We start from the raw sequence: 23286 nt of genomic DNA, 5'->3' as shown, positions 1-23286 counted from the left end.
TCACAGCCACTCATGAACTAGCGACTAATTGTAAAACAAATGCCCTGAATTTCAGGGCATTTTTGTATCTGTTGCAAGCTCATTTACTAATTGATTCAGATCAAAATTAATCGCTAATACAATCGTTTATCAAACAAATCATCGAAAAAAACGATAGATTGAAATATTATTAGCGCGTAGATAGCGACCTCCCCCACCTCTATCATTTGGCTCAAGAAATCCAATTCCTGTATCCAAATATAAGGTCACTACCATGACTAATACATTCAAAAAAATGGCGCTTCCTGTTGCTATTGCGAGCACTCTACTTGCTTCTGGTTTTGCATCTGCAACGCCAACTGTAGAAGCGACATCGAAAGTCGGCCAAGAACTTCAGACGGCAAATGCTGCGCAATACCAAAACATTGATCTTGATGCTCGCTACAAGAGCGAGGTTCTATTCGAACACAAATCAAACATGTTCTGGGGAAAAGGCGAACGTATTCAAGTTGTTTCTAAAACAGGCGATTCTCTAGCTTACACTGCTGAGTCTGACCATGTTCACCCAATCCTCACCAAGCATGGTCGTAAAATGGACCAAGCAATCATCAAAGTAGATGACAACGTATATCTTGGTTACGGTTTCGGTCTAGATACACCCGTCATGATTGAAGGTACGGACGGCATCATCATTGTTGATCCAGGCGAGTCGGTAGAAATGGCTCAATCGGTTAAAGAACAGTTCCGTCAAATCACCGACAAGCCGGTTAAAGCAATCATTTATTCTCACAACCACATCGACCACATCTCTGGTGTGCGTGCGTGGGTGACTGACGAAGAAGTGGCATCAGGTGAAGTAAAAATCATCGCTGAAGAAGGCCTAACCGCTGCAGTGGCTAACTGGTCTTCAAACCTATGTACTCTATTTGGTCACCGTACTTCTTACACAGGTGCTAAGCACGTAGAAGAAGGCGAGCACGGCACAGTAAACGACGGCCTTGGTCCACGCTTCATGCAAGGTGCTATCTCGTTCATCGAACCAAACCTGCTTGTACCAAGCCAAAGCCACATCGAAATCGAAATTTCTGGCGTGAAAATGCACATCGAGAACGTGCCATCTGAAACTAAAGATGAGTTAGTGGTTTACTTCCCAGACCAGAAAATCCTGCACGCGGCTGAAGTACTTCAAGGTGAGAACTTCCCTAACCTTCACACCATCCGTGGTACTAAATTCCGTGACCCATCAATGTGGTTCAAGGGCATCGACGTAATGCGTAAGTTCGACACTGAGATCATGATTAACTCTCACGGTCGTCCTGTTGAAGGTAAAGAAGCAGTAGCTGACGTACTAACGGCTTACCGTGATGCGATTCAATACACTCATGATCAAACTATCCGTTACATGAACAAAGGTATGACGCCAGACGAGCTAGTTGAAGTAGTTAAACTTCCTAAGCACCTTGCAGAACACCCTTGGTTAGGTGAACACTACGGTACTGTTGCACACGCCGTGCGTCAGATTTACGTAGGTTACAACGGTTTCTTCGAAGCGGATCCATGGCAGCTAGAGCCAATGGCTTACGAGCAACGCGCTAAAGCATTCGTAGAGATCATGGGCGGTCGTGACAACATCCTTACGACTGCACAAGCAGCAATTAAGGCTGAGAACTACACATTTGCAGCAGAAATTCTTTCTTACCCAATCACGGTAAACAAGCAAGATATGGAAGCTCGTGAGATGAAAGCACAAGCTTACAAAGCATGGGCTGCAGACCAAGTGAACATCAACTGGCGTAACTGGGCGCTCAACGCGGCGGCTGAACTAGAGAACAAACGTGACTTCTCTAACATGATCAGCTTCGCTTCTGTTGACGTTCTTACTGCACTACCAAGCAAGCAGATCTTCGACGATGGCTCTTTGACGAAAGCTACTTAGCAAACAATCTCGCTAAATAGCTATCAATCGATTCGCTGACCGTTACATGGACGACAAACAAATACAGGGACCCTTTGTGGTCCCTTTTTTATCGTCAGGTTCGGCTTCTGCCGTCAGATTCTTAACCCTGTTATAGGTCTCGATAACCATTATGTTAAAACGATTTGCTCTGATTCTTTCACTCACCTCTTCACTCACGTTTGCCTGCGGTCTTCACCAAGAGACAGGGTTTAGTTTGGTGACAGAGCCCGGTTCACTCGAGGTGTTTGGCAACATCATCACAGCCAGACAAGACGATGAATTCAACAACCTCAATAAGCCGGATCACTTTCGAGTCTTTGCCATCAAGGCCGCGCTTGCGAAACCCCACCCAAGCAAAATTGAGTTCAACTTATTCGAAGCAATTAAAGGTCATTACAGCCAAGTGAAACTTGAGAAGGGTGTCGATGTGTCAGGTAGAGATACTTTGCCTACTGAAGAAGATCTACTGTTAATTACCGAATTAGATGTGTTCGATGCGCTAGCAACTGGCACCATATCTTGGGATCACGCGACACTAAACGGCTTAGTGATCATCAATGGCCCACAAGATAAACGAGAGCAGCTTGAAGATTGGCTTAGTGATATTTTTGAAGGGTAATAGCTTAAAGCGGGACAGATAAAAAGTCGTCAAACCCTCGGACTTCAGAACATTGAGGGTTCAACGACAAACTTAAATCAAAAAAGCGTAGGCAACGGAATCAACTCCAGCCCCAGTACACCACTGATGCTCATCACCACCAGCAGAGAGACCTTGAAGACGGTCTTTGACCACTGGATGTAGTTGAGGCAATCAACTTTGCGAAATGTCACTTTGGTCCACATAAAGCAAACCGCCGCCGACACCGCGAGGTATTCATAACCTGCTTCCCCGAGTAGGAACAGCGCCAATGATACTGCACCAAACGCCACTACATAGGCTTTCATGTGTTGATGCGCTTTGTCGACGCCCTCTTTCACCGGTAACACAGGAATGCCTGCATCTCGATAATCTTGAAGGCGGAACATCGCGATCGCGTACGAGTGTGGCATTTGCCATAAGCAGAACATCACAAACAACAATACCGCTTCAAGGCTGATGTAATTCGTCACCGCCAAATAACCCACCAATGGCGGAACGGCTCCCGAAATACTGCCGACTAAAGTGCCATAAACCGATGTACGCTTGTACCACATGGTGTAGAAAAAGACGTAAAACACATAGCCAAGCAACACCATGACCGCAGAGATCGGATTAGCGAACTGGAACAGAAGCGCTGTGCCTGAGAGTAGTAAAACCAAGGCATAAACGAACGCGACGTCTGTATTGATGTTGCCCTGAACCAATTCTCGATTTCGTGTGCGCTTCATCTTTTGGTCGATGTCTCGATCAAAGATGTTGTTCACAACACAACCTGATGCAATCACAAGTCCCACACCCGCTAATGTTGTCAGTAACAACATCGCGCTGGCTGGTTCTGTTTTTGCGGCGAGGAAGAACCCCGCCGCAACAGAAATCAGGTTGCCGAAAATGATGCCCGGTTTGGTGATAGACAGATATCTTTTCAGCATACCTTAGCCTACAACTTCATGTTGACGTTCATGTTGTAGATAATCCATACCGAGCCAGCGATAAGAATCAATACAACAATGGCGGTAAACATCAGTGACACCAAGTTCCAACGCCCATCGGAAGATTTCGCTTCCATATGTAAGAAGTACTTAAAGTGCACAAAAATTTGCACCAACGCGCAGCCGAACAAGATCACGTACGTTTCTGTGCTTGGTAATACATGCGCCCACACGATGTAGAACGGAATAATGGTGAGAATCAGTGACGCTATAAAGCCTTTCACATAATCCGTTGCACCACTGTCTAGATGCTGTTCCATTACATCACCCCCATTAAGTACACGATGGTAAATACACAAATCCAAACGATATCAAGGAAGTGCCAAAACAAGCTCAAGCACTGGAAGCGCATCGACATGTTGTCGTTCAAACCTTTGGTTGAAAGCTGGTGATAAGCCACCGCCATCCAAATCAGACCAAACGTTACGTGCAAACCGTGTGTGCCAACCAAGGTAAAGAACGCAGAAAGGAATGCACTTTCTTGAGGGCCATAACCTTCTGCAATCAAATGATGGAACTCATACACTTCCATACAGATAAAGGCTAAGCCCAATACGAAAGTCACTTTGATCCAGCGCTTCAGTCCGGTCACGTCTTTGCGCTTCATCGCAATCATGCCAAAACCGAATGTGATACTACTGAACAGCAGCATCATGGTTTCGACAAACACGAACGGCAGTTCAAAGATGTCTTTACCTGTTGGCCCTGCAATTGATCCACTCTCAAGCACGGCATACGTCGCGAAAAGCGTGGCAAACAGGACACAGTCACTCATCAAGTAAACCCAGAAGCCAAACAACTTGTTGCCCGCAGCTTCGTGGTGATGATCATGCGAGTGTGCAAGATCATAAGTGTGTGACGGAGTATTAGCTTGCATACGTCGTCTCCAAGTCATCTTTATTGTCGTTGTTATCACTGTCAGCATCACTGTCACCGTCAGCACTGTTACCACGACCAGAATGGTCGCCTTTCACTGACTGTTTCTTCGCTTCTTCAAGCTGTGCACGTCGAGCCGCTTCAATCGCTTTGATCTCTTCAACTTCCACGTAGTAATCCACATCGTCGTTGTAGCTGTGTTGAATACACGTCACCACTATGCCCACTAAGCTTGCAGCCGCTAGCCACCAGATGTACCAGATCATTGCGAAGCCAAATGCCAACGCCCATGCAGAAACATAAATGCCTGTCGGTGTGTTCTTCGGCATATGAATACGTTCGTATTCTTCTTCGTGAGTTGGATCAAACTCACCACTTTGCTTTTGATACCAGAACGAATCGATCTCATCGCCCTTAGGCAGTTTTGCAAAGTTGTAGAACGGTGGTGGTGACGATGTTGCCCATTCGAAGGTACGTCCGCCCCACGGGTCACCGGTTAGATCTCGGTTTTGGTCGCGGTCACGAACACTCACGTAAATCTGCACGAACTGACACACCACACCCATCGCAATCACGCCCGTACCTGCAGCCGCAACCGCCAGTAGAGGGAAGAACTCAGGGTTGATGTCTTGGCTCAAACGACGCGTCATGCCCATAAAGCCCAGAGCGTAAAGCGGCAAGAACGCCATCAAGAAACCGATGATCCAGCAGTAGAATGCGCGTTTGCCCCAAAGCTCGTTCAGAGTGAAGCCGGTCGCTTTCGGGAACCAGTAACCAATCGCTGCAAAACAACCGAAGACAACGCCGCCGATGATCACGTTGTGGAAGTGAGCAATCAGGAATACAGAGTTATGCAGGATGAAATCCGCACCCGGAACCGCCATCAATACGCCCGTCATACCACCTACAGTAAAGGTGATTAGGAAACCGACCGTCCACATCATTGGTGTAGTAAAGCGGATACGACCTTTGTACATGGTGAATAGCCAGTTGAAGATCTTAACCCCGGTTGGGATAGAGATAATCATGGTCGCGATGCCGAAGAAGGCATTCACATTGGCGCCAGAACCCATGGTGAAGAAGTGATGCAACCAAACCACAAACGCTAAAATAGTGATAGCCACCGTCGCCCATACCAGTGAGGTATAACCAAACAGTTTTTTGCGAGAGAAGGTTGCAGTCACTTCAGAGAACACACCGAAGATAGGCAAGATTAGGATGTACACCTCAGGGTGTCCCCATGCCCAAATCAAGTTCACATACATCATCACGTTGCCACCAAGGTCATTGGTGAAGAAGTGCGTGCCGATGTATCTATCCAAAGTCAGTAACGCGATGGTGACCGTTAGGATTGGGAAAGAGATGATGATCAGGATGTTGGCACACAGAGATGCCCAAGTGAACACTGGCATCTTCATCATTGGCATAGATGGAGTACGCATGCGCAAAATAGTCGCGAAGAAGTTCACACCCGTTAACGTGGTACCCACACCGGATATTTGCAGTGCCCATATCCAATAATCGACCCCGACTCCCGGGCTCGCCTCAATGCCAGACAACGGCGGATACGCCAACCAACCCGTACGGCCAAACTCACCCAAGCCAAGCGACATGTTGGTTAGGATAATACCCACCACAAACAGCCAGAAGCTCAAGTTATTCAGATAAGGGAATGCAACATCACGAGCGCCAATTTGCAGCGGCACGATGATGTTCATCAAGCCGATAACCAGAGGCATCGCGACGAAGAAAATCATGATCACGCCGTGAGCCGTGAAGATTTGGTCGTAGTGATGTGGCGGTAAATAGCCAGTCTCACCAGCTGCAGAAAGCAACTGCTGACTGCGCATCATGACCGCATCGGCAAAGCCACGAACTAACATCACCATCGCGACCGCAATGTACATGAAGCCTAGTTTTTTGTGGTCTACAGACGTAAACCATTCATTCCATAGGTATTGCCACTTACCGGCTTTTGTTACCGCATACACCACTAAACTACCCACTAAAGCGATCATGGTTAAGGTGATCAAAATAATGGGTTCGTGGTAGGGAATTGAGTCTAGAGTTAATCTTCCAAACATGACGATTATCCTTGGGTTTCCGGCAAACAGTTCATTGAACCAGGGTGCTGGGTCACGACATCAGTGAATAAAAATGGTGGGATACTAGAAAACAGAGTCACAGGTTCAGCCACACTTGGCGCGGCCAATGAACGGAACTGCTCCCAATCTTCAATACGATCAGGACTTGCTTTCACTTTCTCCACCCAGTTTAAAAACGCCACTTGATCAGGCATGGCTGATGCGGTGAATTTCATCTGTGAGAACCCTTTGCCACTGTAGTTCGATGCAAAGCCTTTGAAGTCACCTTCGTGGTTTGCAATTAAATTCAACTTAGTCACCATTCCCGGCATCGCGTAGATCTGCGAACCAAGACGCGGGATAAAGAATGCGTTCATGATGTTGTCTGAAGTTAGCTTAAACGTCACCGGTACATCTTTCGGGAACGCAACATAGTTAACCGTCGCAATGTTTTGCTCCGGATAGATGAACAGCCACTTCCAGTCCAGAGAGACCACTTCGATCACCATAGGCTTAACGTCACTCACCAGAGGCTTTGATGGCTCTAATTCGTGTGTTGTTCGCCAAGTGATGGTGGCGAGAATCGCGATGATGATGATTGGAATCGTCCATACCACCACTTCGATCTTGGTTGAGTGCGCCCAGTCAGGTGCATACTCTTCTGTGGTATTACTTTCGCGGTATCTATAGGCAAAGTAGATGGTCATCAGAATCACGGGGATGACGACGATCAGCATCAGCAACAGAGCCGTAATAATCAGCTCCTTTTCCTGAACGCCAACGCTACCTTTTGGGTCGAGCAATGCGGAGTTACATCCTTCGAGCATCAGGACGGTTCCCACCAAACCAATCCTCGACAGATTTGCTCTCGATAAAATGCGTTTATATCTTGAAGCTTCCATTAACTTTCTCGATGGTTATCCAGCCTCAGAACGAACGTCTGAGTACTGGTTGTCATGGTCATTAGAATATTTATGTGTTGAGCATGTGAAACGACGCATCTCAAAAAGCAATGCAAGTAAGGTTCGTTACTGCCGGGTTAAAACCACACAGAAAACATGACTTAATTGTTACACTTTGAAATGTATTGTTACATTTGGCGCATTATGAAGAGTTGAAATTGAAAGCTCACCAAACAAACTTGGAAACTAACCTTCCATTTATGAAGACGAAAACTAAGAAGCAGTAAGCGATTAAGACACACACCAATAGCGTGCTACACAGGTGGAGCCAGTACTGACAAGGGGTTTAGAAAAAGTAGATAAACACTCGCTCACTACCAAAGCTCGGGGCAAGTTCAAGGTACATTAGAAAGAGCGAATAAATAGAAGTGTGACGCCCGTCAAAATTGTGAATTCACATACCATTTACAAGGTATTCACTGGTTAGATTATTCAAAACACCCACTCATTCACCAACAAGATAATCAAGCATTCATCTATGCACTAATGTGACGAATTGAAAGAATATAATGACTAACAGAAAGGATAATTTGACTAATTGAGGGCGTAATAGCGGTGAAAAGCACAACAAAAAGGTAGGAATTGGGATGAATTTATCGAGAATAACAACACCATAATCGAGCCTGATACGGCTCGATTATGGGCAATTGAAGAGTAGCTAAATTGAAAAGCAGTTAAATTGAAGATGCGTTAAATTGAAAAACAGTTATGCCGCTTGAGTTGCGATGGTTTTTCGCTGATTTCGAGTCATCAAATGATAAACCACAGGCACAAAGTAGAATGAAATAAGGGTGGTTAACACGGTTCCGCCAACAATCGCGACTGCAAACGGAGGCCAGAAGCCACCACCCGCAATGATCAACGGCATGAAGCCACCAACAGTTGTGATTGTGGTTGAACTGATATGTCGAGTACACGACATAACAGCATCAACGACTGCATCAACATTCCCAGAGGAAGCCTCCTTGTCTAGCTTCAATTCGGTCAGAATGACAATGGCAGCGTTAATCGCTAAGCCCGCAATCCCGAGCATGGCGATGATCACCGTAAAGCCAAACGGATAACCGAAAGTCCACACCGACAACAACCCTAACCCACCAGCCAATCCTGCTACCATGAAGATGATGCTACTCATTCGGAACGAGTTGAACGACATCACCACCACCAACACCATCAATACCACCACAACAGCGACATTCGAGATCAGGCTATTGACTGAATTGTCTCGCTCCGCTGATTCGCCACCAAAACCAATGGTGTAACCCGATGGCATCTCATAGCTTGCTAAGCGTTTTTGGAATTCATTAAGTACGGTTTGAGGTAAGACACCCGCTTCAATGTAACCCTCGATGGTATTCACACGCTGCCCGTTACGACGAGTAATCGCACCGCGACTGGTCGTCAATTCCAGTTCTGCCAGAGTCGAAACATTGATCCCTGTTGAGTAGACATCAGAACTGATTGGCAGACGAATATTGCTTAAGTGAGCCAAGTTTTCACGCGCCTCATCTGCCACACGAACACGGATTGGTACCGACTCACTGCCTTCAATCACAGAGCCACTTTCACGACCTGTCAACGTAGTTTGCAGCATACCTGCGAACTGGTTCAATGAAATACCATTCAGCTTTGCGGTGTCTTCATCAACCTTCAACCACACCTTCGGAGTACCTGGTTGCAGCGTTTCCCTTGTGTGCGTCACATGAGGAACACCCGCCAAAATCAATCGCACATCCTCACCAATCGCTTTCAACGTATCGAGGTTTTCACCATAAACACGCAGCTCAACAGGCGCAGTAAATGGAGGCCCTTGATTAAGCTTTCGTACCAAGATTTGTGCTTCCGGCACCTCGTTATCCAACACCTTTTGCAACTGTGGAATTAGCGTATTGGCTTGGTCAAAGTTCTCTGTTTTCACCATGGCTTGCGAGAAGTATGGCGCATTATTTTGCCTTGCTTGCAGGTTGTAATAGAAGGATGGGAAGTTTGCACCCACGAGCCAATCGATACGCTCCACTTCAGGGTAACGATGAATGATATCGTCGATTTTTTCAGAGGTGTTTTTAGTGGCATAAATGCTCGCTTGCGGCGGCATGTACACCTGGATCTCAAACATGTCTCGGTCTGATGGCGGGAAGAATTGCTCAGTCAGCTGAGACATACTCCAGTAACCGGTAAACGGTACCAATAACACCAAAGCAATCGTGATGATTGGATGCGTCACACCAAAACGGACAGAAGACGAGAACCAACGCGTCAAAGCCGGGATTCTCAAACCCGTCATGTACCAATGGTGCTGTCCTTTCTTGTCGACATCACTGAGTTGTTTCGGCAGTAGCTTGGTCGCTAAGCCTGCGATTAAGGTGTGCGAGATAATGTAAGAGCCGATCAATGAGAAAGAAACGGTAATCGCAATACCACCGACAAATTCACCCGATGCACCCGGCATCAAGATAATCGGAGCAAACGCCAACACGGTAGTTAAGGTTGAGCCTAATAACGGCACCCATAAATGCTTCAATGCATTCATGGTCGCTTCAGCGCGCTGTTGCCCTTTCAAGCGATAAGCTTGAATGGTATCGACCATCACCACCGCGTTATCAACCATGATCCCGAGCGCCACAATTAGGCCTGTCACCGACATTTGGTTAATCGGTACACCGGTCATTTTCATGATCGACAAGGTCAATAATGAGGTTAACGGCAGAGAAATGGCGACTAAGATCGCGGCACGCACGCCTAAAGTGACAAACAGCACAATCAAAATCAGACCGAAACCGATCATCAAGCTTTTGCCTAAATCGTCTAAGCGAGTCTCGGTATAACCTTGCTGATTAAAGAGCACGGTCACCTTAACGTTACTTGGTAACTCTTGCTCAAATTTACCAATCAGAGCATTAGCTCGCGACGTCCAGTTATCAACTCGCAGATCAGGGTGCATTCTTGCCGCGACAATCACACCCGGCTCACCATCAACAATAGCAATCTGGTCTTGTGGGGTTTTCTCACCACGTTTCACCGAAGCAATGTCTTCCATACGGATGATGTGACCTTTGCTATCAGTGGCTATTGGCACTTGCTTAATGCGTTCAATAGAATCGAGTTCAGATTTAATTTCTAAGCCAAAGCGAGAATAAGCACTCACTAACTCACCGGCGGAGTTCTTGGCGTCTGCTCCTTCTAGCGACTCAGCAATATTAGCACTTGAGCGCCCCAACGCGGCTGCATCTGCGGTACGTAAACTGATTTGAATCTCTTCTTGTGGCATCCCGTATTCATCAACGAATTCGGTACCCGACAAAGTTCTTAATCGCTTAGCGAGTTCTTTGGCATAACGCCCGAGTGTTAATCGGTCAGGTTCACCTGCACCAGACCAGGTTAGAGATGCGATGGTTGTGAAAGCATAGGTATGGTCACTGTCGAGATCGGGAGAATGAGAACCCGCAGGTAAAATGGATTCGATGTCAGACAGTTTGTCACGAGCTTGAGACCAAACCGGCTCAGGCTCGGTGATGGCGTCATTCAATTCTAAGGTGACAATAGACACGCCCGGTATTGAGGTTGAGCTCACGAGTTTAACTTCACTCAGCTCACGCAGCTTGTTCTCGATAACTTTTGTTACCAAGGTTTCAACACGCTCGGCACTGGCGCCGGGGAAACTGGTAGTAATGTTCGCGTAACGGTTGATGATTACTGGGTCTTCTGCACGTGGCAACGTCATGAACGCAGAAATACCACTCACCATCAGCAGTGCGGTCATTAAGATAAGCAATCGAGTGTTAGAAATAGTCTCTATGATTTTCATGCTATTTCCTATTCAGCAGTAACGCTAGCTGGCTTTACGGTTTGTCCTGGAACTAAACGATGTAAGCCACTGGCAATCACTTGTTCACCGTCTTCAATCGCCCCACTCACATACGCTTGTTGATTGTTGGCAAACAACACCTGAACACTTCTACGTTCGACCTTGTTATCTTCACCAATCACAAAGATGTTCCACACACCGCGCAATCCATCAATCAAACCTGTTAATGGCACCCAGTAACCTTGCTCTTCAATCTGTTCATCAAATTTAAGGTAGGCCAGTTGCCCTTCTAATACCGACGATTTTTCAGGGAATAGGTAACGCAAACCGACACTGCGAGATTGAGTGTCGACCATTGCGCCGGGATTCAATAGCTCCACCGCATAATCTGTTCTCCCAACTCGGATGTTAGGCGAAGAAAGTGAGGTGACTTTTTGCATTTGGTGAGCAGGAATACCGATGAAGGCCTCTTTACCCTCAGAAGCGAGCAGTGTCAGAGTGGGATTACCGACATTCACCACATCTCCGAGCGAGACATAGCGGGTTGCGATGGTGCCAGAATAAGGCGCAAGCACTGTCGATTTCACTAATTTCAATTCGTTGCCTTTTACCGATGCATCGATGCGTAGCAAGTTAGCCTGCAATACGCGTTGCTCACTGGTGAGAGAATCAATCTCCGCTTCGGCACTGAAGCCTTTCGCTTTCAACGAACGTTGACGCTTTAAGTTAGCAGCAACAAGACTCAACTGAGCTTTCACTTCTTCAGCCTGCGCTTTCAGTTGGCTAGACTCGGTTTCCAATAGCTGAGTGTCCAATCGAATCAACGGCTGACCCGTTGTGACTGTGTCACCGACATCCACCAGAATCTCGTTTACTTTGCCCGCCAATTCAAAACCCAAATTCGCCTGCTGCCCCGCCTTTACCACACCGACATATTCACGTTGTACTGCATACGATGGAGAGCGTTCCAAAGCGACAGTTTCTACTGTTAAGACTGTCGACGCTGCACTATTCGATTCCACTGCAGCATTATCTGCATCGGATGCTGTCTCGGCTTGTGTATTTTCACCACACCCGACAAGAAGAGTCGACAACGCTGCTACTGCGCTTCCCTTCATTAATTTATACATACTTCCTGTTCCTATGCGGTACTCATCATGTTCTTTTTTTAGACTAACCAAACCAAACTAGACTGTCTAGTTTGATTATGTTAAAAATAAGTTTCATGGTTAATGATTGATAAAAGCATCACAAAAAGCATAATGCTTAGCGCCAAATGAGATACCTATTACTGAGTATCAATAGGCACTAAGCAAAGAGACAAGCTAGGTAACGACCCAACACCAAGTAACGAGAAGCAAGCACGTGACAAAAATCATCAAGAGTGAACAGAAGAGATCGCAGATTTTAACCGCAGCAAGTAAGCTTTTCTCTGAATATGGCTTCAAGATCAATATGGATCAAATAGCCAAAGCAGCGAACGTTTCCAAGCAAACGGTCTACTCTCACTTTAAAAACAAAGACGAGCTTTTCGAAACCTGCATGCAAACCAAGTGTGCCGAGCGTGAACTCAGCCCTTCTGCTTTTGATATGAATGCCACTTTGGAAGAAGAGTTAGTGAAGTTTGGTGTGAAGTTTCAAGATTTGTTACTTGATGAGCAATCTAGACAAACCTTTCAAAATGCCATTAGCCAAGCGAATACGCATCCAGAGATCGCCTCTATCTATTTAGAAACTGGGCCTCAGAAAACCACCAAGTTACTTGCTGATTATTTGCAGTCGAAAATAGACTCTGGTGATCTCACACTGTCGACATCAAGCTCACCAGTCATTGCAGCACGCCAACTGTTGCTGATGTTTCACGGCAAATCGGCGTATTGGTCATTCTTCGGTCACGATAGCGGAGAATCCGAAGAAGAAAGGCTTCACTACACTCGCGAATGTGTCGCGCTATTCTTGAACGGCAACCAGCCTCGTTAATTGTAGCTCTATCTTTGAATAAAAAAGGCACAGAGAAATTCATCCTCTGTGCCTTATCAATCATCAGTCACTCTCAGCAATAACAGCGATCGGTTTATTGGGTATGTTCCACAACGATCAGCTCATCGGTATTGAAGCCACGCTCTTTCGACATGGCTTTAAACTTCTCCATCACTTCTGGTGCGACTTCAGGCGTTCTTGCGAGTAGCCATAAGTAATCAGTGTCGGGCCCAGAAACAAACGCGTATTGGTAGCCCTCTTTGTCTAATTCAAACACGACATAAGCGCCGTAGAAAGGGCCAAAGAAAGACACTTTCAAATAGCCTTGTTCAGAGCCCTCAACGAAGTACGCTTTTCCTTCCGCTTCGTTCCACTCACCTTCTTCCGCCGAATAACCACGGTTAATCACCTTCACGCCGCCATCATCACGAAGGCTGTATTCAGCGCTGATGTTGTCTAAGCCACGCTCAAACGAGTGATCCAAACGAGCCACTTCGTACCATTTCCCTAGGTATCGTTCCAACTCAAACTGTTGAACAGGCTTTACCGTTTCGGGCATGCCAACACAACCACCCAATAAGATCACGCTAAGCAGCAATAATATTTTTTTCATCCTAACCTCGACTTGTTTTTATTAGTAATGCGAGTAAGTCTCTTGAAAGCATAAACTTACATCCTTGGTAATACGTTAAATCCATTTTTATAGCTCACTTAACTGTAATTTATTCAGAACCTTATGTGAATTGTTTAGTCTGCGAATGGATTCGCAATCCTTTATTGACGAGCTGTATTCCCACAACCACCTCAAAAGGCACTGGAATTACATTCAAACAAGAGAGCAACCAAGGACACTTTATTATTAAAAATTCACGATATGATTCTCGCCACTCGCTTTCTATACTTACTAAACCGTGGAACATGGAAGACATAATAATGAATAACAAGCTCACTCTGCCACGTACTGCATGGATAGCATTACTCACAAGCTTATCGGCCGTAGCGCCGGTGCTTGCACAAGCCAACACTATTGTTCAAACACAAACACCAGTTCAAGCGCAAACATCTGTTCATAACCAAAGTGCTGACCAGATCTTTATCAATGCTGATATATACGGGCATCGTGAGTCGGACTCGATCGTTACCCACAAAGGCAAGATCATCTTCATTGGTAACCAATCACAGGCGCAAACTTTTCAAGGGCAAAGCACTGATGTCATTGATTTAGACAATGCCTTTGTCCTTCCGGGATTTATTGATAACCATAACCATGTGTTTGAAGCCGCCTCAGAGCTGGGTGGCAATTGTGAACTCGACTCTGAAGCAACGTTAGAAGAGCAAATCCCCTACTTAGAAGCGTGTAAGATCAATGCTGATACCGATGGCAGAGGTTGGCTTATGGGCTATGGTTTTTCTTTGGAAGCGACGCTCGATAGCGACTCTGACTACACGCCACTAGAGATCATCGACAGTGTCTTCCCTAATCGCCCCGTGGTGCTTATGGAGCAGACTTCACACTCGATGTGGGTCAACTCAAAAGCACTAAAAATCGCTCGAATCAGCCAACAATCTCCAGACCCACAAGGCGGTGTTTATTTAAAAGACCAAGACAGCAGCAAGCTCAATGGCATCTTGCTAGACAATGCTGGCGATCAAGTGATGGAGATGGCTTGGAATAGCCAAAGTGAACTGTTTGAGCAAAGCTACCAAGGCTTAATGTTCGGGCTTGAGGAAGCGGCAACCCACGGCATCACCACCATTGGCGACGGTCGCATGTATTGGAAACGAGGTTGGTATGACGTTTGGCTAGAGGCCGAGCAAAATCAAGACTTAACGGCGCGAGTATCGCTACGCCCTTGGGTGTACCCATCGATGGTGATGTCTTCTCAATTAGAAGTCTTTGAGAAAATGCATTCCGACGATAAAAGCCATCTGTTACTTGTCGATCAGGTGAAAATGTACAGTGATGGCATCTTTATCAATGGCACCGCCAAAACACTCGCGCCCTACTTAGATACTTATCTACCCCAGTCTCCTAATGGCTTGAACTATATTCCGCCAGAACAAATGAAAGAATGGTTAACTGCGCTCGAGAAAATCGGCTTTAGCGCCCACATTCATGCGATTGGTGATGGAGCGGTTCGTGAATCTCTTGATGCGATAGAAAGTATTCGCAAACAAGGTTCAACCAAACCCTACACCCTAACCCATGTCGAATTAATCAATGATGAAGATGTGCCACGCTTTCGCCAGTTAGATGTAACTGCAGATTTCCAAGTTGGCTCTGATTACATTGCAAGGCATCAACACCAATGGGCCGAAGCTTTCCTTGGTGCTCGCCGTGCCAAAGCCATGATGAACCTCGATGCAATACTCAAGACCGACGCCAATATCACCTTAAGCAGTGATTGGAACGTACACGACATCAACCCATTGGTCGGCATCGCGAACAGCTTAATCATGGGCAAAACCGGCCTAACCGATATCTATACCGCCATCGACGCTTACACGCTCAATGCCGCCAAAAGTCTTGGGATTGAAGACGTAACAGGTTCTATTGAGGTAGGAAAATCCGCTGACTTCGCCATTCTCGACCGCGACATCACCACAGTGTCAGCAAGACAAATCGCCAAAACTCAGGTGTTGATGACGGTGTTACGCGGGAACGTGGTTTACGAAAAATAGAGCCAATTCGCGTATCGAATTGGTTATCGCAACTCAAACGAAAACGAGCCAGCTTATTCAGCTGGCTCGTCTGTTATTCACATTTGTATTTTAGTTCTATTACGCGTTGGTCTCTTTAAGCGCTTTCACATTTGAATCTTGCTTGTCATCAAGAGCAAAGTAGATTTTCGACACAATCACTTCAGCAATTAGAATCGTAAATACCACAGCAAAGAAAGCAACAACACCGTTCCAAGGACCTGTAAAGCTCACCTTGTCACCGAACAATAAGTTAATCGCTTCTAGCATGACAAACTTCGAGCCCACCAAGATAATGTAAGTGGTAATCGCTCGGTAAACCTTAGGTGCAGTACCCGGCTTGCTTTTAAAGTGCTCAGCAATCTTATGTTCTAAGCCAATAGAAAGCTTCAATAGTAGCTGAAGCAACAATGCCGCTATCAAAGAGATAGTGAAAGACTCGATATTCACAAAGTCCCAGTACTCATCAAAGAAGTTAAGAACCACTAGGTCCACCAGCACAGCTAACGTGTAACCTACGAATAGACGTTGTGGTGTATTGAATCCGTAAACTTTGTCTGAATTAGTCATGTTGTCTCTCTTTAATTTGATAAGTAGCCTCGATTTGAAATACATCTTAGCGTTCGAATCAGAACAAAACTTACCATTTGGTGACATCATCCCCTTTCCATTCAAAATTGTTAATCTTTATTGGTTGATCATTTTCTGTACCAATAATTCTCTTTCCTCTATACAGCAAAACTCAAAAATATAGAAAAGTGCGAAAAGATAAGTCTCGTCACTGCTTGTCACCAAATGGCAATTTTAAAAATACTGCACCGCCTATGATGGCTCCATCAGCGACACACACTCATTTCCAAAAGGTGCAGACTATGAAAAAGCTAATCACTAACGCGAACGTATTTAACGGTGTTGATAACAACCTAATCGAGAACGTATCTATTCTTATTGAAGACAACTTGATCACTCAAATTGGTGAGGTTGACGCTACGTTAGCCGATGAAATTATTGATGCTCAAGGTGGCACAGTAATGCCTGGCTTGATTGATGCCCACGTTCATATCACGCTATCTGCGCCTTTCAATGTGATTGATACTATGACACGTGAAGAAGTAGCGATTCGCTCAGCAAAGATTTCAGAAGAGATGCTGATGCGCGGCTTTACCACCATTCGTGACGTAGCAGGTAACACGCTTGGTCTTAAGAAAAGTATCGATAACGGCTACGCAACTGGCCCACGAATTCTCCCTTCAATGGCGGCAATTTCACAAACCAGCGGTCACTCAGATTACCGCCAAAACCAAGCACAAGAGCGTTTGGCTAATGGGCACGAAGACTCGCCAATGATGAAGCTTGGCGCAATGAAAGTGGCAGATGGCCGTTCAGAAGTATTGAAAGCGGTACGTGAACAACTGTTTATGGGCGCGTCACAAATCAAGATCATGGCTGGTGGCGGTGCATCATCAACTTTTGACCCGCTAGACACATTGCAATTTACGTCTGACGAGATGAAAGCTGCGGTACAAGCCGCTTCAGATTACGGTACTTATGTTGCTGCGCACATTCACACTTCCGATGCAATGCGCCGAGCGGCAGAAGCGGGCGTGATGTCTTTCGAACATGCGACCATCATGGACGACGATATTGCAGAGATCATTAAAGAGAAAGGCATTTGGGTGATTCCTTCTTACTTTACCTCTTCATTGATTGCAGAGCGTAAGATCCCGTTACCAAACGAAGAGACATACCGCAAGACAGAACGCGTAGGCAAAGCCATGTTCAAATCAGCAGAACTGATTAAGAAATACGATATTCAGAACATTGCTTTTGGTACTGACTGTGTGGGTGAAACCAACGTGCATGCGACACAATTGAATGAACTGGGTGCGATTGAGCAAGTATTCGATACCATCACGGCACTTCGCATGGCGACATCAAACTGTGGGCGTTTATTCGAGATGTCGACTTACCAACACCCTTACCAGCAAGGCAAGCTAGGCCAAATCGTTGCAGGCGCGTATGCCGACCTACTGATCATCGACGGTAACCCACTAGAAGGCGTGGCATGTGTTGCTAACACCGATACACAGAAACTGATCATGAAAGACGGCAAAGTGTATAAAAACACGCTTTAGCGTTCAATACTCACTCACTGAGTACCTAAAACTCAAAGGCAGGCAAGCGAACTTTTTCGTCGCTTGCCTGCCTTTTTGTTAAGCGTTGTTTTATTGCTACTATTAAGCACAGACTATTGATTCAATGATGGAACGAGTTTATTTAAGGATGAAATTAGAATGAAGCTATTACTTACTGCACGCCTAATCAGCACAGTGCTATTACTCAGTTCACTGCTGTCAGGGTGCGGTAACTTTAGAAACCTATCTAATGAGATAGAAGCTATCGACTCCATTACCAATCAATACATGATTACCTTGAATCAACCAGCCTCCGGTTCTGCCGTGGTGATTGAACAAATCAAAGACATCAACAAAAGCGAGGTTGATGGCTACGATGGCATCATCGACAGTGACAGTATTCACTTACATGTATCAAATAACATCCACTATCTACTTATCTTTGAAGATAAGAATCAAGATCTTACCCTACAAGCCGATGAAGCTTTCAGTGTAATCAACCTACGTGATCACCAAGACAGACCAACAATAGAAGTCTCACTAACGGTTAATGAGAGTGAAGCCCCAAGAGCGTTTGTTGATCGTTCACTATCTTCACTGTTAAAAATCGAATTGGATTTGATCGACATAGGCACAGTCGTGAGCTTGGAAGCTCCACCTTTTGACAGAAAAAATGGCAAACTCGGCATGTGGCAGCCGCTGACCTTTTTGCTCGAAGATAACGCTGGGCTCTACTTTCTGTCAGAGTTCGACCCAAACAAAATCCCGATCTTGTTTGTGCATGGCATCAACGCCACTGCGTTAAATTTTGCCCCACTGATTGAAAAAGTCGACCAATCTAAATATCAGATCTGGGTCTTTAACTATCCTTCAGGCTTGTCTCTGGCTTTGAACTCCAAAGGCCTGAATAACCTCATGCACACGGTGTTAACGGAATACAAAATCCAACAATTACATGTTGTGGCACATAGTATGGGCGGGCTTGTCGCCACCAACAGTCTTCGCCAGTGCCGTATTGGGCAGCTATGCGATTTTGTAAGCAGCGTAGCCACCATATCTTCGCCGTTTGGTGGTGTCGAGTCTGCTAAACAAGGGGTCGAGTACTCTCCCGTAGTAATGCCGGCATGGGTTGATTTAAATCCAGACGGGAAATTTATCGCTGACTTATTAATTGACAGCAGTAAGATTCACATTCCCCACTTTTTAGCCTTTGGTTATAACTCGGGCGACCTATTTAATACCAACAGCAACGATGGTGTGATCAATTTATCAAGCCAATTGTCGCGCCCAGCCCAACTCCACGCGTCACAAATCCTCGGCTACAACGAAACCCATTTGAGCTTCTTAGATAACGATGACCTTTTTGAAGACCTGTCCGAGTTTTGGTTAAGAGCTGAAGAAGCACATTGATTTATGATTCGGTGCACTAGGCGGCGTAGGTAAATCAGATATTAAAATTGGAACGCTTAGGCATTCCAATCTTTTGGGTGAAGCGTAATGTTTTTCTGAATTGAGAGCATTGATATCCTGTGCGTTCGGGCTGATTTCGAACACCCACCCCCTCTAACTCCCCCTCCAATTAAGTTTATCCCCCCTCTAGATTGACGACCGAGGGGGAGAACCTTCTTTAGCGCTGAATGTGTAACTGCACATGTAACGATCTGTATTCAGTTCCTCCCCTTTCTACGAACCACAATGGATTGTAGATACTGATTAAGGGGAGGCTAGGAGGGGATTTTTAGTAGGACTAACACGGATTTGCCCCGAACCTTCTTAAGGCTCAGAGACTCTGTGCGGAAAGGGATTAAAGTGAGTAACCGTGTATCGGGGGTTTTAGCCTGCATGGCTATTGCAGCACCGTTGGAAATACCTAACTGATGCCGTTGAAGAAGCTATTATACTTATGTTGAAATAGACTGAATTACTAGCTGGCGGTTGTAAGCAGGTTAAGTATGTTAGGATAAAGTATAGTTGCCTTAGCCTAAAAATTTATGCAGTAACTTATGAATTTGACACTTGGTTAAAGTATTACTATAAGTATTACCGCTCTCTTTGCGAGTTTTTTTATGGATATATATCAGCATCTTAAATAAATAAGTCGGATTCCTCACTCACCGCCAAATTTAAGACCGCAGCAGTTCGCTGCGGTTTTTTTATGTCTAATTTTATCCTGCGACCTGTTATCACCAAGGAAGAGCAACAACAGGTGTGATGACCAGTCGAAGTTGATGCTCTATCCCAAACGCGTCAGGGCTTTCAATGTAGTTCCAGTATTGAAGACCAAACTTGATGGGTTTGCCACCAATGAGAGTCGTCTTAGCGAACCCAATACCAATAGGGAATGACAATTTATTTCCACTGCTCGCTTCGTGATTATAGCTCCAAGTTGGTTGCGCTTGAATTTGCCATCCATCGTCTAGATTCGCGGTATAGAAGTACTGTCCACCAGTAATACTCGCGTCGGCGTCATTGCTTCCGCCAGCGTTCCATTGATGGGTAATTAACGCCCCGATAACCCCCCAGCTTTGTACGTAGGCTAAGGCAAACTCTGGACCGAGTAAGAATTGATCGTTACCCAGTTCATCGCTTGTTGCGGTGGGCAGTGTACCCACTATCCCCCCCACGACAATCATGCCGCTCTCAAAGGTATGACCAACGGCCACATCAAAGCCGATATCACCGAGACCTGCATCTGAATTTTCAAATCTATCGCCCTTGTAATAGGGTTGGTCAAATATTAAAGGTATATTTGGTCTGATAAATAAGTTGGTTCGCTCTGCAATTGGCACAGGGAGAACAGGTTGAAAGCTCAAGCGATACCCGTTCTGACTGTTCGCTGAATTTAAGTCGCCTTGATAGTTCGTCCAATCCAAGTTAAAGGACATCGAGCCAAGCGTTGTGTTTGGGTTGGCTAGCTCTTTAGCTACCTCCTCTACATCTTGCCCCTCGTCGGCTAACACTACGATGGGAAGAGTGACAGCAAAGAAGAATATCGCGCTTAAACTTCGTAATTTAAGGTTTGGCATTTTTTTTCCCTGACGAAAACGTTGGTACATAAACGTTTAGCTATGAAGGATTATTTTGTCAAAGTTGCCTTTATAGAGAAGGGCAGCTCTGTAGCGGCAAAGTCAATAGCTGTGGGTGAGATGAGCGTAAAAGTGATTGTTTTTGAGTCACTTTCTCTTGTCACGTTAGATTTGTCTTATCAATGAGCAAAGATGAGGATCAGGTAGATAGCGTGAAATTATTGGTCTAAGATTTTTGACACGTAACACTTATAGTTCATCTCACACACACGGGATAAAATTATGAAACCACTAGAATCATTCATTAAAAAGGCTACGATCGTCGGCTTTGGCCTTATGTCACCACTTGTTATCGCCGCTAATTATGATGTTGTAATTTTGAACGGCAGAGTTATCGACCCTGAAACAAATTTCGATTCTGTTGCTAATGTCGGGATCAAAGATAATAAGATCACAGCAATAACGACCGATAGTATTTCTGGGGATAAAACTATTGACGCTACAGGTAAAGTTGTTGCCCCTGGATTCATCGACGTCCACGCTCATGGTCAAAACATTGGTGACTACAGAATGCAGGCGATGCAAGGCGTTACCACTATGCTGGAACTCGAATCTGGTGTTCTACCTATCAGTGACTGGTATGCAGGACAAGCTGAAAAAGGCTTACCATTAAACTATGGTGCAGCAGCTGGTTGGACTTACGCTCGTATTGCTACATTTAGTGAGACGGAACCCGAAGCGACCGTTGGCTATTTCCAAAAAGCTCAATCACGTAATGATTGGAAGATGGATATAGCAACACCTGAGCAAGAAAGTAAAATCATCAAGCTGATTGAGCAAGGCCTTGATGAAGGTGGCCTAGGTATCGGGATTAACGCTGGCTATGCACCGGGCCATGGTCAAAAAGAATATTATGCATTGGCTGAATTAGCCGCAGAAAGAGACGTAGCAACCTATACTCACGTTCGCTATGCTAGCAATGCCGAGCCACAAAGCTCGTTTGAAGCCGTTAAAGAATTAGTGGGCAATGCCGCTATCACTGGCGCTCATATGCACTTTTGTCATATTAACAGTACTTCATTAAAAGATATCGAAACCATCTTACCTATGGTCAATAAGGCTCAAGAACAAGGAATCAATGTTACTGTGGGCGCTTACCCTTGGGGCGCAGCAAGTACTGTCGTTGGCGCAGCCATGTTTTCTGGTGAAGGCTGGCGGGAACGTATGGGTTCAACCGCTGAAAACTTTCAGCTAGGTAAAGAACGTATGACAGAAGAACAGTTGAAAGACTACCAAGAAAATAAACCTGGTACCTTTATTGTCTGGCACTTCCTAGACGAGCAAAACCCTAAAGATCTTGCTCTATTAGACGCTTCGATTCTAAATCCTAATGTGTTGATTGAATCTGACGAAATGTTCTGGATGCATATGGACGAAGACGGCCACATTGAAAATTATGCAGGTGACGAGTGGCCATTACCAAAAGATCTATTCTCTCACCCTAGATCAAATGGCACCTTTGCTAAAGTACTCAGAGTCTATGTTCGTGAGCGCGGCTTGTTAACGATGACGGAAGCACTACGTAAAATGACACTGATGCCAGCTCAATTAATAGAAGATTTTGTCCCTCAAATGAAAAATAAAGGACGAATCCAAACTAATATGGACGCAGATATCGTGGTATTCGACCCAGAAACTATCGCTGATGTGGGCACCTACCAAGATCCTAACCACCCAGCCGTAGGCGTACATTGGTTATTGGTTAACGGCAAAATCGTTGTCAACAACACACAACTAGATACAGACGTTAAAGCAGGCGAAGCCATTCGACGTTAATTCACCTAATCAATGATAAATCAGACTATAGAAAGCGATACTCAGGTATCGCTTTTTTATCTCACCTCTTCGATAATTTCTTAAAGTGTCACATATAATACTTTTAAATGAATTTTCTAATTGAGGTAACATTTAGATAGATTTGCCAAAAATATTCGACATAAATCACGTTTTTATCATGTCATTGGGCGTAGTTTATTTATAAAAAGGTGCATAAAAAGGTGCGTACAAAGGGCTTAACACTCCGTTTGATATAAATCCGTACCTATCTTTACTTCCAAACTTCCAACATATTTATATTTTATAGAAGCTAACAC

Annotated in this window: 16 protein-coding genes and 1 pseudogene; 7 read left to right on the top strand and 10 right to left on the bottom strand. The window is 45.3% G+C overall.

Translation table 11 applies throughout. The features are described from left to right. Positions 1–253 precede the first annotated feature (253 nt). Positions 254–1888, top strand: a pseudogene (locus AB4512_RS06085) (alkyl sulfatase dimerization domain-containing protein); the annotation flags it as partial. Positions 1889–2066: 178 nt separating this feature from the next. Next, a complete protein-coding gene (locus tag AB4512_RS06080) occupies positions 2067–2555 on the top strand; it encodes a hypothetical protein (RefSeq protein WP_102462615.1) in 489 nt (162 codons plus the stop codon). 77 nt (positions 2556–2632) lie between these two features. Here the strand turns inward: AB4512_RS06080 and cyoE are convergent, their stop codons facing one another. The 7 genes from cyoE to AB4512_RS06045 all read right to left on the bottom strand — a co-directional run bounded on the left by cyoE (position 2633) and on the right by AB4512_RS06045 (position 12422). Next, complete coding sequence (gene cyoE / locus AB4512_RS06075; RefSeq protein ID WP_017084647.1) at positions 2633–3505, bottom strand: heme o synthase; 873 nt, start codon at positions 3503–3505, stop codon at positions 2633–2635. 8 nt (positions 3506–3513) lie between these two features. After that, on the bottom strand, positions 3514–3825 hold the full coding sequence (cyoD, locus tag AB4512_RS06070) for a cytochrome o ubiquinol oxidase subunit IV (RefSeq protein ID WP_004736302.1): 312 nt from the start codon (positions 3823–3825) through the stop codon (positions 3514–3516). Further along, complete coding sequence (gene cyoC, locus AB4512_RS06065) at positions 3825–4442, bottom strand: cytochrome o ubiquinol oxidase subunit III (RefSeq protein WP_010439790.1); 618 nt, start codon at positions 4440–4442, stop codon at positions 3825–3827. Before cyoC ends, cyoD begins: the two co-directional genes overlap by 1 nt. After that, the gene (gene cyoB, locus AB4512_RS06060; RefSeq protein ID WP_372174626.1) at positions 4432–6525 is read right to left on the bottom strand and encodes a cytochrome o ubiquinol oxidase subunit I; all 2094 of its coding nucleotides are present in this window, start codon (positions 6523–6525) and stop codon (positions 4432–4434) included. The genes cyoC and cyoB overlap by 11 nt, the downstream gene beginning before the upstream one ends. A gap of 5 nt (positions 6526–6530) precedes the next feature. Beyond that, the gene (cyoA, locus tag AB4512_RS06055; RefSeq protein ID WP_081324494.1) at positions 6531–7427 is read right to left on the bottom strand and encodes a ubiquinol oxidase subunit II; all 897 of its coding nucleotides are present in this window, start codon (positions 7425–7427) and stop codon (positions 6531–6533) included. A 766-nt stretch (positions 7428–8193) separates the two neighbouring features. Then, positions 8194–11292 carry an efflux RND transporter permease subunit gene (locus AB4512_RS06050; protein ID WP_372174625.1) on the bottom strand — a complete coding sequence of 1033 codons (3099 nt, stop codon included), beginning with the start codon at positions 11290–11292 and terminating at the stop codon, positions 8194–8196. An 8-nt stretch (positions 11293–11300) separates the two neighbouring features. Next, the gene (locus AB4512_RS06045) at positions 11301–12422 is read right to left on the bottom strand and encodes an efflux RND transporter periplasmic adaptor subunit (RefSeq protein WP_372174624.1); all 1122 of its coding nucleotides are present in this window, start codon (positions 12420–12422) and stop codon (positions 11301–11303) included. 235 nt (positions 12423–12657) lie between these two features. On the opposite strand from AB4512_RS06045, the gene AB4512_RS06040 reads away from it, so the two are divergent. Continuing rightward, positions 12658–13272, top strand: coding sequence for a TetR/AcrR family transcriptional regulator (locus AB4512_RS06040; protein ID WP_372174622.1), 615 nt, complete (start codon positions 12658–12660; stop codon positions 13270–13272). Positions 13273–13366: 94 nt separating this feature from the next. On the opposite strand, the gene AB4512_RS06035 is transcribed toward AB4512_RS06040, so the two are convergent. Beyond that, a complete protein-coding gene (locus AB4512_RS06035) occupies positions 13367–13885 on the bottom strand; it encodes a lipocalin family protein (protein WP_017060193.1) in 519 nt (172 codons plus the stop codon). 320 nt (positions 13886–14205) lie between these two features. On the opposite strand from AB4512_RS06035, the gene AB4512_RS06030 reads away from it, so the two are divergent. Beyond that, complete coding sequence (locus tag AB4512_RS06030; RefSeq protein ID WP_372174621.1) at positions 14206–15954, top strand: amidohydrolase; 1749 nt, start codon at positions 14206–14208, stop codon at positions 15952–15954. A gap of 99 nt (positions 15955–16053) precedes the next feature. Here AB4512_RS06030 and AB4512_RS06025 read toward each other — a convergent pair whose 3' ends face one another. Continuing rightward, positions 16054–16542: a hypothetical protein gene (locus AB4512_RS06025; RefSeq protein ID WP_372174620.1), complete on the bottom strand. Its 489-nt coding sequence runs from the start codon at positions 16540–16542 to the stop codon at positions 16054–16056. Positions 16543–16844: 302 nt separating this feature from the next. Here AB4512_RS06025 and AB4512_RS06020 point away from each other — a divergent pair, with 302 nt between their 5' ends. Together AB4512_RS06020 and AB4512_RS06015 are read left to right on the top strand one after the other, a co-directional pair. Next, entirely contained in the window at positions 16845–18107 is a 1263-nt protein-coding gene (locus tag AB4512_RS06020) for an amidohydrolase family protein (RefSeq protein ID WP_372128335.1), read from the top strand. Positions 18108–18266: 159 nt separating this feature from the next. Then, positions 18267–19517 carry a lipase family alpha/beta hydrolase gene (locus AB4512_RS06015; protein WP_372174619.1) on the top strand — a complete coding sequence of 417 codons (1251 nt, stop codon included), beginning with the start codon at positions 18267–18269 and terminating at the stop codon, positions 19515–19517. Positions 19518–20290: 773 nt separating this feature from the next. Here AB4512_RS06015 and AB4512_RS06010 read toward each other — a convergent pair. Further along, positions 20291–21133: a hypothetical protein gene (locus AB4512_RS06010; RefSeq protein WP_017062424.1), complete on the bottom strand. Its 843-nt coding sequence runs from the start codon at positions 21131–21133 to the stop codon at positions 20291–20293. A gap of 282 nt (positions 21134–21415) precedes the next feature. Between AB4512_RS06010 and AB4512_RS06005 the strand changes: the two genes are divergently transcribed. Then, on the top strand, positions 21416–22969 hold the full coding sequence (locus AB4512_RS06005; RefSeq protein ID WP_017062426.1) for an amidohydrolase family protein: 1554 nt from the start codon (positions 21416–21418) through the stop codon (positions 22967–22969). Positions 22970–23286: the final 317 nt, after the last annotated feature.

This window comes from Vibrio sp. 10N.222.52.B7, from assembly GCF_041474275.1.
GTDB classification, from domain to species: Bacteria; Pseudomonadota; Gammaproteobacteria; order Enterobacterales; family Vibrionaceae; genus Vibrio; species Vibrio crassostreae_C.
Note: the sequence above shows the minus strand (reverse complement) of the source record. Positions and strands in the feature narration are given on the sequence as shown.